This is a genomic window from Enterobacter cloacae complex sp. IR5428 (genome assembly GCF_049238585.1).
Classification (GTDB): Bacteria; Pseudomonadota; Gammaproteobacteria; order Enterobacterales; family Enterobacteriaceae; genus Enterobacter; species Enterobacter intestinihominis.
The window spans coordinates 1-12,405 of record NZ_JBMKHV010000020.1 but is presented as its reverse complement, the minus strand read 5'-3'; the positions used below and the strand labels follow the sequence as shown (position 1 = coordinate 12,405).

The 12,405-nt window shown below is 53.0% G+C and carries 11 protein-coding genes; 6 read left to right on the top strand and 5 right to left on the bottom strand.

Annotated features, from left to right (window positions below):
- Positions 1-29: 29 nt before the first annotated feature.
- Positions 30-830: a glucosamine-6-phosphate deaminase gene (gene nagB, locus ACOTXC_RS20750; protein WP_003858663.1), complete on the bottom strand. Its 801-nt coding sequence runs from the start codon at positions 828-830 to the stop codon at positions 30-32.
- A gap of 325 nt (positions 831-1,155) precedes the next feature.
- Between nagB and nagE the strand changes: the two genes are divergently transcribed.
- The 4 genes from nagE (at position 1,156) to chiQ (ending at position 7,161) form a co-directional block, all read left to right on the top strand.
- A complete protein-coding gene (gene nagE, locus ACOTXC_RS20745) occupies positions 1,156-3,105 on the top strand; it encodes a PTS N-acetyl glucosamine transporter subunit IIABC (protein WP_022647444.1) in 1,950 nt (649 codons plus the stop codon).
- A gap of 169 nt (positions 3,106-3,274) precedes the next feature.
- Positions 3,275-4,942, top strand: coding sequence for a glutamine--tRNA ligase (glnS, locus tag ACOTXC_RS20740; RefSeq protein ID WP_015571127.1), 1,668 nt, complete (start codon positions 3,275-3,277; stop codon positions 4,940-4,942).
- A 447-nt stretch (positions 4,943-5,389) separates the two neighbouring features.
- On the top strand, positions 5,390-6,787 hold the full coding sequence (gene chiP / locus ACOTXC_RS20735; protein ID WP_017694280.1) for a chitoporin ChiP: 1,398 nt from the start codon (positions 5,390-5,392) through the stop codon (positions 6,785-6,787).
- 47 nt (positions 6,788-6,834) lie between these two features.
- Positions 6,835-7,161 (top strand): ChiQ/YbfN family lipoprotein, encoded by a 327-nt coding sequence (gene chiQ, locus ACOTXC_RS20730; RefSeq protein ID WP_023299602.1) that lies wholly within the window; start codon positions 6,835-6,837, stop codon positions 7,159-7,161.
- Between the two features lie 92 nt (positions 7,162-7,253).
- On the opposite strand, the gene fur is transcribed toward chiQ, so the two are convergent.
- From fur to ybfF, 4 genes are all read right to left on the bottom strand, one after another.
- Positions 7,254-7,700, bottom strand: a complete 447-nt coding sequence (fur, locus tag ACOTXC_RS20725) for a ferric iron uptake transcriptional regulator (protein ID WP_003858655.1) — start codon at positions 7,698-7,700, stop codon at positions 7,254-7,256.
- Between the two features lie 291 nt (positions 7,701-7,991).
- On the bottom strand, positions 7,992-8,522 hold the full coding sequence (fldA, locus tag ACOTXC_RS20720; RefSeq protein ID WP_003858653.1) for a flavodoxin FldA: 531 nt from the start codon (positions 8,520-8,522) through the stop codon (positions 7,992-7,994).
- 155 nt (positions 8,523-8,677) lie between these two features.
- Positions 8,678-8,965 (bottom strand): LexA regulated protein, encoded by a 288-nt coding sequence (ybfE, locus tag ACOTXC_RS20715; protein ID WP_003858652.1) that lies wholly within the window; start codon positions 8,963-8,965, stop codon positions 8,678-8,680.
- Positions 8,966-9,093: 128 nt separating this feature from the next.
- Positions 9,094-9,867: an esterase gene (ybfF, locus tag ACOTXC_RS20710; RefSeq protein ID WP_022647446.1), complete on the bottom strand. Its 774-nt coding sequence runs from the start codon at positions 9,865-9,867 to the stop codon at positions 9,094-9,096.
- A 183-nt stretch (positions 9,868-10,050) separates the two neighbouring features.
- On the opposite strand from ybfF, the gene seqA reads away from it, so the two are divergent.
- Both seqA and pgm read left to right on the top strand, forming a co-directional pair.
- A complete protein-coding gene (seqA, locus tag ACOTXC_RS20705; RefSeq protein ID WP_003858650.1) occupies positions 10,051-10,596 on the top strand; it encodes a replication initiation negative regulator SeqA in 546 nt (181 codons plus the stop codon).
- Positions 10,597-10,620: 24 nt separating this feature from the next.
- Positions 10,621-12,261 carry a phosphoglucomutase (alpha-D-glucose-1,6-bisphosphate-dependent) gene (gene pgm / locus ACOTXC_RS20700; RefSeq protein WP_023305695.1) on the top strand — a complete coding sequence of 547 codons (1,641 nt, stop codon included), beginning with the start codon at positions 10,621-10,623 and terminating at the stop codon, positions 12,259-12,261.
- Positions 12,262-12,405: the final 144 nt, after the last annotated feature.

Here is a 12,405-nt window from a genome sequence, read left to right as displayed (position 1 = left end):
CGCCCCTGATAAAAGAGGCGGTTATTCAATTACAGACCTTTAATGTTCTCAGCTTCCAGCTCGTTGAAGTATTTCAGCGTTTTCACTTTCAGCTCCATGGTGGACGGTTCGTCACACACGACAACCGCTTTTGGATGCAACTGTAAGCAGCTGATCGTCCACATATGGTTCACGTTGCCTTCAACGGCAGCCTGAAGCGCTTGCGCTTTCACTGCGCCCAGCACCAGAATCATCACTTCTTCGGCATCCAGCAGTGTACCCACACCCACGGTCAGCGCGTATTTAGGCACCTGATTGACGTCGCCGTCAAAGAAGCGGGAGTTAGCCACACGCGTGTCATGGGTCAACGTTTTAATACGGGTACGGGAAGCCAGTGAAGATGCCGGTTCGTTGAACGCGATATGACCATCGTTGCCTACGCCGCCCATAAACAGGTGGATTTTACCGTAAGAACGGATTTTTTCTTCATACTGACGGCATTCTGCGTCAATATCAGGCGCGTTTCCATTCAGCAGGTTAATGTTTTCAGCCGGAATATCAACGTGATCGAAGAAATTACGGTGCATAAAGCTGTGGTAACTTTCCGGATGTTCCTTTGGCAGGCCGACATATTCGTCCATGTTGAAGGTCACAACATGTTTAAAGCTAACCTGGCCCGCTTTGTGCATTTCAACCAAAGCCTTATACGCGGTCAGGGGAGTACCACCGGTTGGAAGACCGAGTACGAAAGGACGATCGGCTGTTGGTTTGAACGCGTTGATGCGGTTAACGATATGACGAGCAGCCCATTTTCCGACTTGTTCAGCTGTTGCCAGGGGAATCAGTCTCATTATTCACCTCTAAAGTTTAAGTAAAAGTGGGCGGATGATTAGTGCAACCTGAACTAAGCGTAACCTGGAACCTTTCAGGCCGGATCAATCCGTCTTGATTTTTTGAATGATAAAATAAGTTTTCGTGGTTAGCCAGTGAAAGGGAGGGTTTAATACGATATTTGGTGACAATAATCACAAAAAATAGGTGTTTAATTTGCGATACGAATTAATTTTTCACACACTCACACTGCCAGTGAATCATCAACAGTATCTATCGTTCGTGACACAATAAAAACATAGTTTATGCGCGAGTCTTAACAAAGGGTCTCGTAGGGGGAATAGGATGAATATTTTAGGTTTTTTCCAGCGCCTCGGTAGGGCTTTGCAGCTCCCTATCGCCGTGCTACCGGTTGCAGCATTGCTGCTGCGATTCGGGCAACCCGATCTTCTTAATGTGCCGTTTATTGCCCAGGCAGGCGGCGCCATTTTTGACAACCTTGCGCTGATTTTCGCCATCGGCGTGGCGTCAAGCTGGTCAAAAGACAGCGCCGGTGCAGCGGCACTGGCAGGGGCGGTAGGTTACTTCATCCTCACGAAAGCGATGGTAACCATCAACCCGGAAATCAACATGGGTGTACTGGCGGGTATCATTACCGGTCTGGTCGGTGGCGCCGTGTACAACCGCTGGGCGGGTATCAAACTGCCTGACTTCCTGAGCTTCTTCGGCGGTAAACGTTTTGTGCCGATTGCGACGGGCTTTTTCTGTCTGATCCTCGCCGCCATCTTTGGCTACGTTTGGCCACCGGTTCAGCATGCTATCCATGCGGGTGGCGAGTGGATCGTGTCTGCGGGCGCAATGGGCGCGGGCATCTTCGGTTTCATTAACCGTCTGCTGATCCCAACCGGTCTGCATCAGGTACTGAACACCATCGCCTGGTTCCAGATTGGTGAGTTCACCAACGCGGCTGGCGCGGTATTCCACGGTGATATCAACCGCTTCTACGCAGGCGACGGCACCGCGGGCATGTTCATGTCCGGCTTCTTCCCAATCATGATGTTTGGTCTGCCTGGCGCCGCGCTGGCAATGTACCTGGCTGCGCCGAAAGCGCGTCGCCCAATGGTTGGCGGGATGCTGCTGTCCGTTGCGATCACCGCCTTCCTGACCGGCGTGACCGAGCCACTGGAATTCCTGTTCATGTTCCTGGCTCCGCTGCTGTATCTGATGCACGCGATCCTGACCGGTATCAGCCTGTTCGTTGCCACCCTTCTGGGTATCCATGCAGGCTTCTCCTTCTCCGCAGGCGCTATCGACTATGTGTTGATGTACAACCTGCCAGCGGCAAGCAGCAACGTCTGGATGCTGGTGGTGATGGGCCTGATCTTCTTCGTTATCTACTTCGTTCTGTTCAGCGCAGTTATTCGTATGTTTAACCTGAAGACGCCGGGCCGCGAAGATACGAAAGATGATGTTGTGACCAGTGAAGCCAACAGCAATACCGAAGAGGGTTTAACCCAGCTGGCAACCAGCTATATTGCCGCTGTGGGTGGCACCGACAACCTGAAAGCGATCGATGCCTGTATTACCCGTCTGCGTCTGACCGTGGGCGACTCCGCGCGCGTGAGCGATGCAATGTGCAAACGCCTTGGTGCGTCTGGTGTGGTGAAGCTGAACAAACAAACCATCCAGGTTATCGTGGGTGCGAAAGCCGAATCTATCGGCGATGAAATGAAAAAAGTGGTTGCCCGTGGGCCGGTCGCTGCCGCCTCAACGGATAACGCGCCAGTAGCTGACGCGCCGGTTGCAAAACCGCAGGCTGTGCCAAATGCGGTGACCATCGCTGCGCTGGTTTCTCCGGTGACAGGTGACGTTGTTGCGCTTGAGCAGGTGCCTGACGAAGCGTTCGCCAGCAAAGCGGTCGGTGATGGCGTGGCGGTGAAACCAACGGACAAAACCGTGGTCTCTCCGGCAGCCGGTACTATCGTGAAAATCTTCAACACCAACCACGCGTTCTGCCTGGAAACGGAAAAAGGCGCGGAGATCGTTGTCCATATGGGTATCGATACCGTTGCGCTGAACGGTCAGGGCTTTACTCGCCTGGTGGAAGAGGGCGCTGAAGTGGCGGCAGGCCAGCCGATTCTGGAAATGGATCTGGAGTTCCTGAACGCCAACGCGCGCTCCATGATAAGCCCGGTAGTGTGCAGTAACATCGACGACTTCAGCGGTCTGGTGATCCAGGCGCAGGGGCAGGTAGTTGCAGGCCAAACGCCACTGTATGAGATTAAAGGCAAGTAATCGCTCCTGAGTAGAGTTATGCCTTTAGCGGCGGGGGATATCCTCCGCCGCTTTTTTTTGCAGCAATTGCCCCCATTATTTTCTTCCGGGACGTTTTAAGGGTTGTCACTACGTCCGGCTTATAAGATCATATGCCGTTATACGTTGTTTACGCTTTGAGGAATCCACGATGAGTGAGGCAGAAGCCCGCCCGAGTAACTTTATTCGTCAGATCATCGATGAAGATCTGGCCAGTGGTAAGCACACCACAGTCCACACGCGTTTCCCGCCGGAGCCAAATGGCTACCTGCACATTGGTCACGCCAAATCGATCTGCCTGAACTTTGGTATTGCGCAAGACTACCAGGGGCAGTGCAACCTGCGTTTCGATGACACCAACCCAGTAAAAGAAGACATCGAATACGTTGAGTCGATTAAAAACGACGTGCAATGGCTGGGCTTCAACTGGTCTGGCGATATCTGCTACTCCTCAGACTATTTCGATCAGCTGTATGCCTATGCGGTTGAACTGATTAACAAGGGTCTGGCATACGTCGACGAGCTCTCTGCTGACGAAATCCGTGAATACCGCGGTACGCTGACTCAGCCCGGTAAGAACAGTCCGTTCCGCGATCGTAGCGTGGAAGAGAACCTGGCGCTGTTTGAAAAAATGCGTGCCGGTGGCTTTGAAGAAGGTAAAGCGTGTCTGCGTGCCAAAATCGATATGGCGTCTCCGTTCATCGTGATGCGCGATCCGGTGCTGTACCGCATTAAGTTCGCAGAACACCACCAGACCGGTAACAAGTGGTGCATCTACCCGATGTACGACTTCACCCACTGCATCAGCGATGCGCTGGAAGGCATTACGCACTCTCTGTGCACGCTGGAATTCCAGGACAACCGTCGTCTGTACGACTGGGTGCTGGATAACATCACCATTCCTGTGCATCCGCGTCAGTACGAGTTCTCTCGTCTGAACCTGGAATACACCGTGATGTCCAAGCGTAAGCTGAACCTGCTGGTCACTGACAAGCACGTTGAAGGCTGGGACGACCCACGTATGCCGACCATCTCTGGCCTGCGTCGTCGTGGCTACACCTCCGCCTCCATTCGTGAGTTCTGCAAACGTATCGGCGTCACCAAGCAGGACAACACCATCGAAATGGCGTCTCTGGAATCCTGCATTCGTGAAGACCTGAACGAAAACGCGCCGCGCGCGATGGCGGTGATCGATCCAGTGAAACTGGTTATCGAAAACTATCCGCAGGGCGGGAGCGAACTGGTCTCTATGCCTAATCATCCGAACAAACCGGAAATGGGCACCCGCGACGTGCCGTTCAGCGGTGAAATCTGGATCGATCGTGCCGACTTCCGCGAAGAAGCGAACAAGCAGTACAAGCGTCTGGTGCTGGGCAAAGAAGTACGTCTGCGTAACGCCTATGTAATCAAAGCCGAGCGCGTAGAGAAAGATGCGGAAGGTAACATCACGACCATCTTCTGTACGTACGACGCAGAGACGCTGAGCAAAGATCCGGCGGATGGCCGTAAAGTGAAAGGCGTAATCCACTGGGTGAGCGCGCAGCATGCGCTGCCGGTTGAGATCCGTCTCTACGACCGTCTGTTCAGCGTGCCTAACCCAGGCGCAGCGGAAGACTTCCTGGCGGTTATTAACCCTGAGTCTCTGATTATCAAGCAGGGGTATGCCGAGCCGTCTCTGAAAGCCGCTGAAGCCGGTAAAGCGTTCCAGTTCGAACGTGAGGGTTATTTCTGCCTGGACAGCCGTTACAGCACGGCAGAAAAACCGGTATTTAACCGTACCGTGGGTCTGCGTGATACCTGGACTAAGATCGGCGAATAATAACGCTGCTCTGGTCAATGAGAAACAAACGCCGCGTAATGCGGCGTTTTTTTATTTAACGATCATGTCGTTAAGCATCGGGATAATCTTTTAAAGCCAACATTCCAGGTCAATGTGGTGCTACTTATTTTATTTAAAAAAAGTTCGTTGTTTTTCAAAAACAAAAACGCTGAAAAATATATTCTCAATCTCAATGTTACTTACTGAAAATTAGCATATTCCCCCGCCAGTACTCGCTTCACGGTAAATGTTACAAAGCACTACGAAATATGTGCTCTTCGTCATAATCCTGACTTTTGCCTGATTAAAAGCATTGATAATTCGCGTCGCGAAAAATAACCTAAAGACGGTAGTTAATTCGAGGGTATTTCTGACTACCCCTGACCATTTGGTCTTTTCTGTTTTTCGCCGTTTAAGGCGTTTTAATTCGTCAAAGAGGAATAATCTATGCGTACGTTCAGTGGCAAACGTAGTGCGCTGGCGCTGGCTATCGCCGGTGTGACAGCAATGTCGGGCCTGGTGGTTGCGCCAGAGGCAAAAGCAGCAGGTTTCATTGAAGATTCCACCCTTACGGGCGGTATTTATTACTGGCAACGTGAGCGTGACCGTAAAGACGTCACTGAAGATAAATACAAAACTAACCTTTCTCACTCGACCTGGAACGCCAACCTGGATTTCCAGTCGGGATATGCCGCCGATATGTTCGGGATCGATATTGCAGCGTTCACCGCAATTGAAATGGCCGAAAATGGCGACAGCGGCCATCCGAACGAAATTGCGTTCTCCTCCAGCAATAAAGCTTACGACGAAGACTGGTCCGGCGATAAAAGCGGAATCAGCCTGTATAAAGCGGCTGCAAAATTCAAATATGGCCCGGTCTGGGCGCGTGGTGGTTATATCCAGCCAACCGGTCAGACGCTGTTAGCGCCGCACTGGAGCTTTATGCCAGGTACCTATCAGGGCGCGGAAGCCGGTGCTAATTTTGACTACGGCGATGCGGGGGCGTTGAGCTTCTCCTATATGTGGACCAACGAGTACAAAGCGCCGTGGCACATTGAGATGGACAAGTTCTATCAAAACGATAAAAAAACCAAAGTTGATTATCTCCACTCGCTGGGGGCGAAGTACGACTTCAAAAACGATCTGGTGCTGGAAGCGGCTTTTGGTCAGGCTGAAGGCTATATCGATCAGTACTTTGCTAAAGCCAGCTACAAATTTGATATCGCAGGTAGCCCGCTGAGCACCAGCTATCAGTTCTACGGTACGCGCGACAAGGTCAGCGATGGCAGCGTAAATGATATTTATGACGGCACCGCGTGGTTACAGGCGCTGACCTTCGGCTACAAGGTGGGTCAGGTTGATTTGCGTCTGGAGGGTACATGGGTCAAGGCAGAAGGGCAGCAGGGCTACTTCCTGCAACGTATGACGCCAACCTACGCCTCTTCCAATGGTCGTCTGGATATCTGGTGGGATAATCGCTCTGACTTCAACGCCGACGGTGAAAAGGCAGTCTTCTTCGGCGCAATGTATGACCTGAAGAACTGGAACCTGCCTGGCTGGGCAGTGGGTGCGTCCTACGCGTACGCCTGGGACGCGAAGCCAGCGGATATGGCTACGCCAGACGCCTACTACGATCCGAACTACCGTCTGAAAGAGTCTTCATACAGTCTGGATGCGATTTATACCCTGCAGGAGGGCCGTGCGAAAGGCACGATGTTCAAACTGCACTTCACCCAGTATGACAACCACTCCGATATCCCGAGCTACGCGGGCGGTTACGGCAACATCTTCCAGGATGAGCGCGACGTGAAATTCATGGTCATTGCGCCATTTACCATCTTCTGATGAATGCTGCGGCGGGCTGTGTCCCGCCGTTATGGAGACTGAACATGATGAAAAAAAGGGTAATCGTTGCGCTGCTGGCATTCGGGCTGGTGGCGTGCGCGCAGGATCAGGCGCCGAAAGAAGACTCCCGTCTGAAAGAGGCGTATAGCGCTTGCATCAATACCGCACAAGGTTCACCTGAGAAGATTGAAGCCTGTCAAAGCGTGCTGAACGAGCTAAAAAAAGACAAAGCCCATGAGCAATTCGCCACGCAGGAAAACGTTCGCGTGATGGATTACCAGGCCTGTATTCAGGCGCGTAAAACCGGTAACGATCAGGAAGTGGCGAAGCGTTGCGATAAGATTTGGGACGAGATTCGCAATAACAATAAATAAGTTGCTGTACGCCCGGTGGCGCTGCGCTTACCGGGCTTTTTCCAGGCAAAAAAAAGCCAACCTCACGGCTGGCTCAGAGTATGAACACTGACTTATTTTGCGTCGTGCGCATGTTCATTTTCGCGGCAATCCCCTTCAGCACAGTGACCGTACAGGTACAGGCTGTGGTTGGTCAGGCGGATGCCATGACGGGCGGCGATTTCACGCTGGCGTGATTCAATGGAATCATCGCTAAATTCAATGACCTTGCCACAGTCGAGGCAGATCAGGTGATCGTGGTGGTGTTGCTGAGTCAGCTCGAACACGGATTTACCGCCTTCGAAATTATGACGAGTAACAATACCCGCGTCATCAAACTGGTTCAGCACACGATAGACGGTTGCCAGCCCAATCTCTTCACCCATATCGATAAGACGCTTATAAAGGTCTTCCGCACTGACATGGTGATTGTCTGGCCCCTGAAGCACTTCAAGTATTTTTAACCGAGGAAGCGTTACTTTCAGGCCAGCTTTCTTTAATGCGGTATTGTTGTCAGTCATGCGGAATCTGTCCTGTTGCTAAACGATTCACTTCAAAAGAAGAAGTGACAGAAAATGCACTTGGGATAATGCGTCTCATTATAGAACTGCCATGGCTAAATGAAAACTGCAAGTCTCAAGCAAAGTATGCTTATAAAAACGTGGTATCACCAACAAACTTGTTCGATGGCACCCACTTTTTACCAGGGGGATATTGTACAGGTCTGGACGAAAAAGTTAAAAGTTTGTAGCAATTAATTTAATCGGTTTTACCTGGACAACGGGCGCAACCGGAGTTGCGCCGCAGGGATATCAGGCGTTAAGGATATCGTCCAGGTTCAGCTCTTCACGAACCTGCTTAACCCATTTTTCTACACGCTCTGCGGTCAGCTCTGGCTGACGGTCTTCATCAATGGCAAGGCCAACGAAGTGATCGTCATCTGCCAGACCTTTGGAAGCTTCGAAGTGGTAACCCGCTGTTGGCCAGTGACCAACGATCGCCGCACCGCGCGGCTCAATGATGTCGCGAATAGTGCCCAGCGCATCACAGAAATACTCAGCGTAGTCTTCCTGATCGCCACAGCCAAACAGGGCAACCAGCTTGCCGTTGAAGTCGACTTCTTCCAGCGTCGGGAAGAAATCGTCCCAGTCACACTGTGCTTCACCGTAGTACCAGGTCGGGATGCCCAGCAGCAGGATGTCATAGCCCTCGAGATCTTCTTTGCTGCTCTTGGCGATGTCATGCACATCAGCAACGTCTTTACCGAGCTGTTTTTGAATGTTTTTTGCGATATTTTCAGTATTGCCGGTATCACTGCCAAAGAAAATGCCGATGATTGCCATGAGTAAAATAACCTCTTGAAACTTAATGGTATGGTGGCGCAAATTGTCCACGGATAAGGGCAATAATAGCAGAACAGGCAACCCTGCGGAAACAGCTATCACGCAGGACTGCACTCTGTGCTACATGAAAAAGGTAATATTGGGGATTTTCTGACTCACGCCTTGCCGCGTAACGTCTCAAGCTGGGCGATCAGCATCTCTTCGATCAGTTCGCTGCGGCTGATGTTGCGCGCGTCAGCTAACTCGTTAAGCGCATCGACGGCATCGGCATTCAGCTTGAGTTCGACACGCTTAAGCCCACGATTTTTATCGCGTTTAAGCTGGTTGCGTTTATTGATACGCAGCTGTTCATCGCGCGAAAGCGGATTCGTTTTCGGTCGTCCCGGTCGACGCTCATTCGCGAACAGATCTAGTGTCGTACGGTCCGTTTGTTCTTTGGCCATGATTCTGAGACTTCGGGGGAAACACGCCGCCCTGCTAATGCCCGGGCGATAAGCGCGCCATCATACATCACCCATATCCACACGCCAACGACTGGAAGCCCGTCGTCTTCCGGTCGCTGGCTTTTTAATCAATTCGCTGTATCAGTAAGATAGCGGCGAATGGCGCGCAGGACCGCATCCGGTTTTTCCGCGTGGACCCAGTGCCCGGCACCGGCGATGACGTGAGCGCGAGCCTGCGGAAATTGCGCCAGCAGCGTGTCACGGTACGCGTCAGTGACGTAAGGGGAGTTGCCGCCGCGAATAAAGAGGGTAGGGTGCGGCCAGGCGGGGACATTTTCCCACCCCACAATATGCGAATACTGATCCCACAGTACCGGGACGTTAAAGCGCCATTGTCCGTCAACAAAGGATTTCAGCAGGAACTGGACCACGCCTTCTTCATCGAGATGCTCGCGCATAACGGCTGCCGCCTGCTGGCGTGTGGAGACGCCTGACTCTGTCACGGCATTGATCGCAGCGAAAATCTCATCGTGACGGCGAACGTCGTAATTGACGGGCGCAACGTCAATGACCACCAGACCGGAAATTCGCTCAGGGGCCAGCGCTGTAAGCGCCATCACCGCTTTACCGCCCATTGAATGCCCGATGAGCGTCGCTTTCTGGATATTATTCGCATCGAGGGTGTCCCGCAGATCCTGCGCCATGGCTGCGTAGGTCATCTCCTCCGAGCGTCCTGAAAGACCGTGATTGCGCATATCAACCTGGAGGATCTCGTGATCGGTCACTAAATCGCGCGCCAGCACGCCCAGGTTATCCAGACTACCAAACAGGCCGTGAACCAGTACGATGGGAGAATTATTGTTCGGCGATTGTGCAGTTTGCGCTCGGGTATTCAATTTCATGGCAAAGTTCTTTTTTTAGGTTTGTCAGGTTAGGGTATCATGTTGACCATTCTGCCGCCCGGGGGCAAGGATCCAGTTTAATCTGACTTTTGCCGCCAACCTGGTTTGACGCTATCCGCTGTTGGGATTAGACCTTATAATCTCAACGACTTGTATTCAGATAAGATATCGCACTGGATTAAGATGAAAACAATCGAAGTTGATGACGAACTCTATCAGTATATTGCCAGCCAGACGCGGCATATTGGGGAGAGCGCGTCCGACATTTTACGGCGCATGCTTAAAATTTCCGCCGCCTCACAGCCCACTCCTGTCACTAAAGATGTTGTGTCTCAGCCGAGCGTTGTTGCACAAGTAAAACCTGCCGTCATGCCGGCAAAAGACAAAGTGCGCGCGATGCGCGAGCTGCTGCTGTCCGATGAATATGCAGAGCAGAAAAAGGCGGTTAACCGCTTTATGCTGGTGCTGTCTACACTTTACTCACTGGATAACAACGCATTTGCAGAAGCGACAGAGTCGCTGCACGGTCGCACGCGCGTTTACTTCGCAGGTGACGAGCAGACCCTGCTGCAAAATGGCAACCAAACCAAACCCAAACATGTTCCCGGTACGCCATACTGGGTGATCACCAATACCAATACGGGCCGCAAGTGCAGCATGATCGAACATATCATGCAGTCCATGCAGTTCCCGGCGGAATTGATCGAAAAGGTTTGCGGTACAATTTAACCCTTGCATCAGAAGGACCAGGCAATGGCAAATCACAGCCGTGCAGGACAACCTGCACAACAACGCGATTTGATTAACGTCGCTCAACTGACCGCGCAGTACTACGTGCTGAAGCCGGTGGTGGGCAACGCAGAACACGCAGTGAAGTTTGGTACATCTGGCCACCGCGGCAGCGCGGCGCGCCATAGCTTTAACGAACCGCACATTCTGGCCATTGCTCAGGCCATCGCGGAAGAGCGCGCCAAAAATGGCGTCACCGGTCCGTGCTATGTTGGGAAAGATACCCACGCCCTGTCTGAACCTGCCTTTATCTCCGTGCTGGAAGTACTGGCGGCAAACGGCGTAGACGTGATTGTTCAGGAGAACAACGGTTTCACGCCAACGCCTGCGGTTTCTAACGCTATTCTGGTACACAACAAAAAAGGTGGCGCGCAGGCGGACGGTATTGTGATCACCCCGTCCCACAACCCACCGGAAGATGGCGGCATCAAGTACAACCCACCTAACGGTGGCCCGGCGGATACCAACGTCACGAAAGTGGTGGAAGATCGCGCCAACGCGTTATTGGCTAACGGTCTGAACGGCGTGAAGCGCATCTCGCTGGATGAAGCCATGGCGTCCGGCCACGTGAAAGAGCAGGATCTGGTGCAGCCGTTCGTGGAAGGGCTGGCGGATATCGTCGATATGGCCGCTATCCAGAAAGCCGGTCTGAAGCTGGGCGTGGATCCGCTGGGCGGCTCCGGTATTGAATACTGGAAACGCATTGCCGAGCACTACAAGCTGGATCTGACCATCGTGAACGATCACGTCGATCAGACCTTCCGCTTTATGCACCTGGACAAAGACGGCGCGATCCGTATGGACTGCTCCTCCGAATGCGCGATGGCGGGCCTGCTGGCGCTGCGCGACAAGTTCGATCTGGCGTTTGCCAACGACCCGGACTACGACCGTCACGGTATCGTCACCCCGGCTGGGCTGATGAACCCGAACCACTACCTGGCTGTTGCGATTAACTATCTCTTCCAGCACCGTCCGCAGTGGGGCAAAGAGGTTGCGGTGGGTAAAACGCTGGTCTCTTCTGCCATGATTGACCGTGTGGTCGATGCGCTGGGCCGCAAGCTGGTGGAAGTGCCGGTGGGCTTCAAGTGGTTTGTTGATGGTCTGCACGACGGCAGCTTCGGCTTTGGTGGTGAAGAGAGCGCGGGGGCATCCTTCCTGCGCTTCGACGGCACCCCATGGTCAACCGATAAAGACGGCATCATCATGTGCCTGCTGGCGGCGGAAATCACCGCGGTTACCGGTAAGAACCCGCAGGAACATTACAATGACCTGGCAGCACGCTTTGGTGCGCCAAGCTATAACCGTATTCAGGCTGGCGCGACCTCTGCTCAGAAAGCCGCTCTGTCCAAACTCTCTCCGGAGATGGTCAGCGCAAGCACCCTGGCAGGTGACCCGATCACCGCGCGTCTGACGGCGGCACCGGGTAACGGCGCATCCATCGGCGGCCTGAAGGTGATGACCGAAAACGGCTGGTTCGCCGCGCGTCCATCCGGTACGGAAGATGCGTATAAAATCTATTGCGAAAGCTTCCTCGGCGCTGAGCACCGCCAGCAGATTGAGAAAGAAGCGGTAGAGATTGTCAGCGAAGTGCTGAAAAACGCGTAAATGGTGTCTGGTGCGGGCTGATGCCCTCACCCCGGCCCTCTCCCACAGGGCTGAGGGTTCCCCACAAATTAATGCGAGCACTGAGCAATCCCCTCGCCCCTCCGGGGAGAGGGTTAGGGTGAGGGGAACATACGGCGGTGGTGG

Excerpts from the sequence above, each read along its gene's own strand:
- nagB (WP_003858663.1), bottom strand. The coding sequence starts at position 830 with ATGAGACTGATTCCCCTGGCAACAGCTGAACAAGTCGGAAAATGGGCT.
- nagE (WP_022647444.1), top strand. The coding sequence starts at position 1,156 with ATGAATATTTTAGGTTTTTTCCAGCGCCTCGGTAGGGCTTTGCAGCTC.
- glnS (WP_015571127.1), top strand. The coding sequence starts at position 3,275 with ATGAGTGAGGCAGAAGCCCGCCCGAGTAACTTTATTCGTCAGATCATC.
- chiP (WP_017694280.1), top strand. The coding sequence starts at position 5,390 with ATGCGTACGTTCAGTGGCAAACGTAGTGCGCTGGCGCTGGCTATCGCC.
- chiQ (WP_023299602.1), top strand. The coding sequence starts at position 6,835 with ATGAAAAAAAGGGTAATCGTTGCGCTGCTGGCATTCGGGCTGGTGGCG.
- fur (WP_003858655.1), bottom strand. The coding sequence starts at position 7,700 with ATGACTGACAACAATACCGCATTAAAGAAAGCTGGCCTGAAAGTAACG.
- fldA (WP_003858653.1), bottom strand. The coding sequence starts at position 8,522 with ATGGCAATCATCGGCATTTTCTTTGGCAGTGATACCGGCAATACTGAA.
- ybfE (WP_003858652.1), bottom strand. The coding sequence starts at position 8,965 with ATGGCCAAAGAACAAACGGACCGTACGACACTAGATCTGTTCGCGAAT.
- ybfF (WP_022647446.1), bottom strand. The coding sequence starts at position 9,867 with ATGAAATTGAATACCCGAGCGCAAACTGCACAATCGCCGAACAATAAT.
- seqA (WP_003858650.1), top strand. The coding sequence starts at position 10,051 with ATGAAAACAATCGAAGTTGATGACGAACTCTATCAGTATATTGCCAGC.
- pgm (WP_023305695.1), top strand. The coding sequence starts at position 10,621 with ATGGCAAATCACAGCCGTGCAGGACAACCTGCACAACAACGCGATTTG.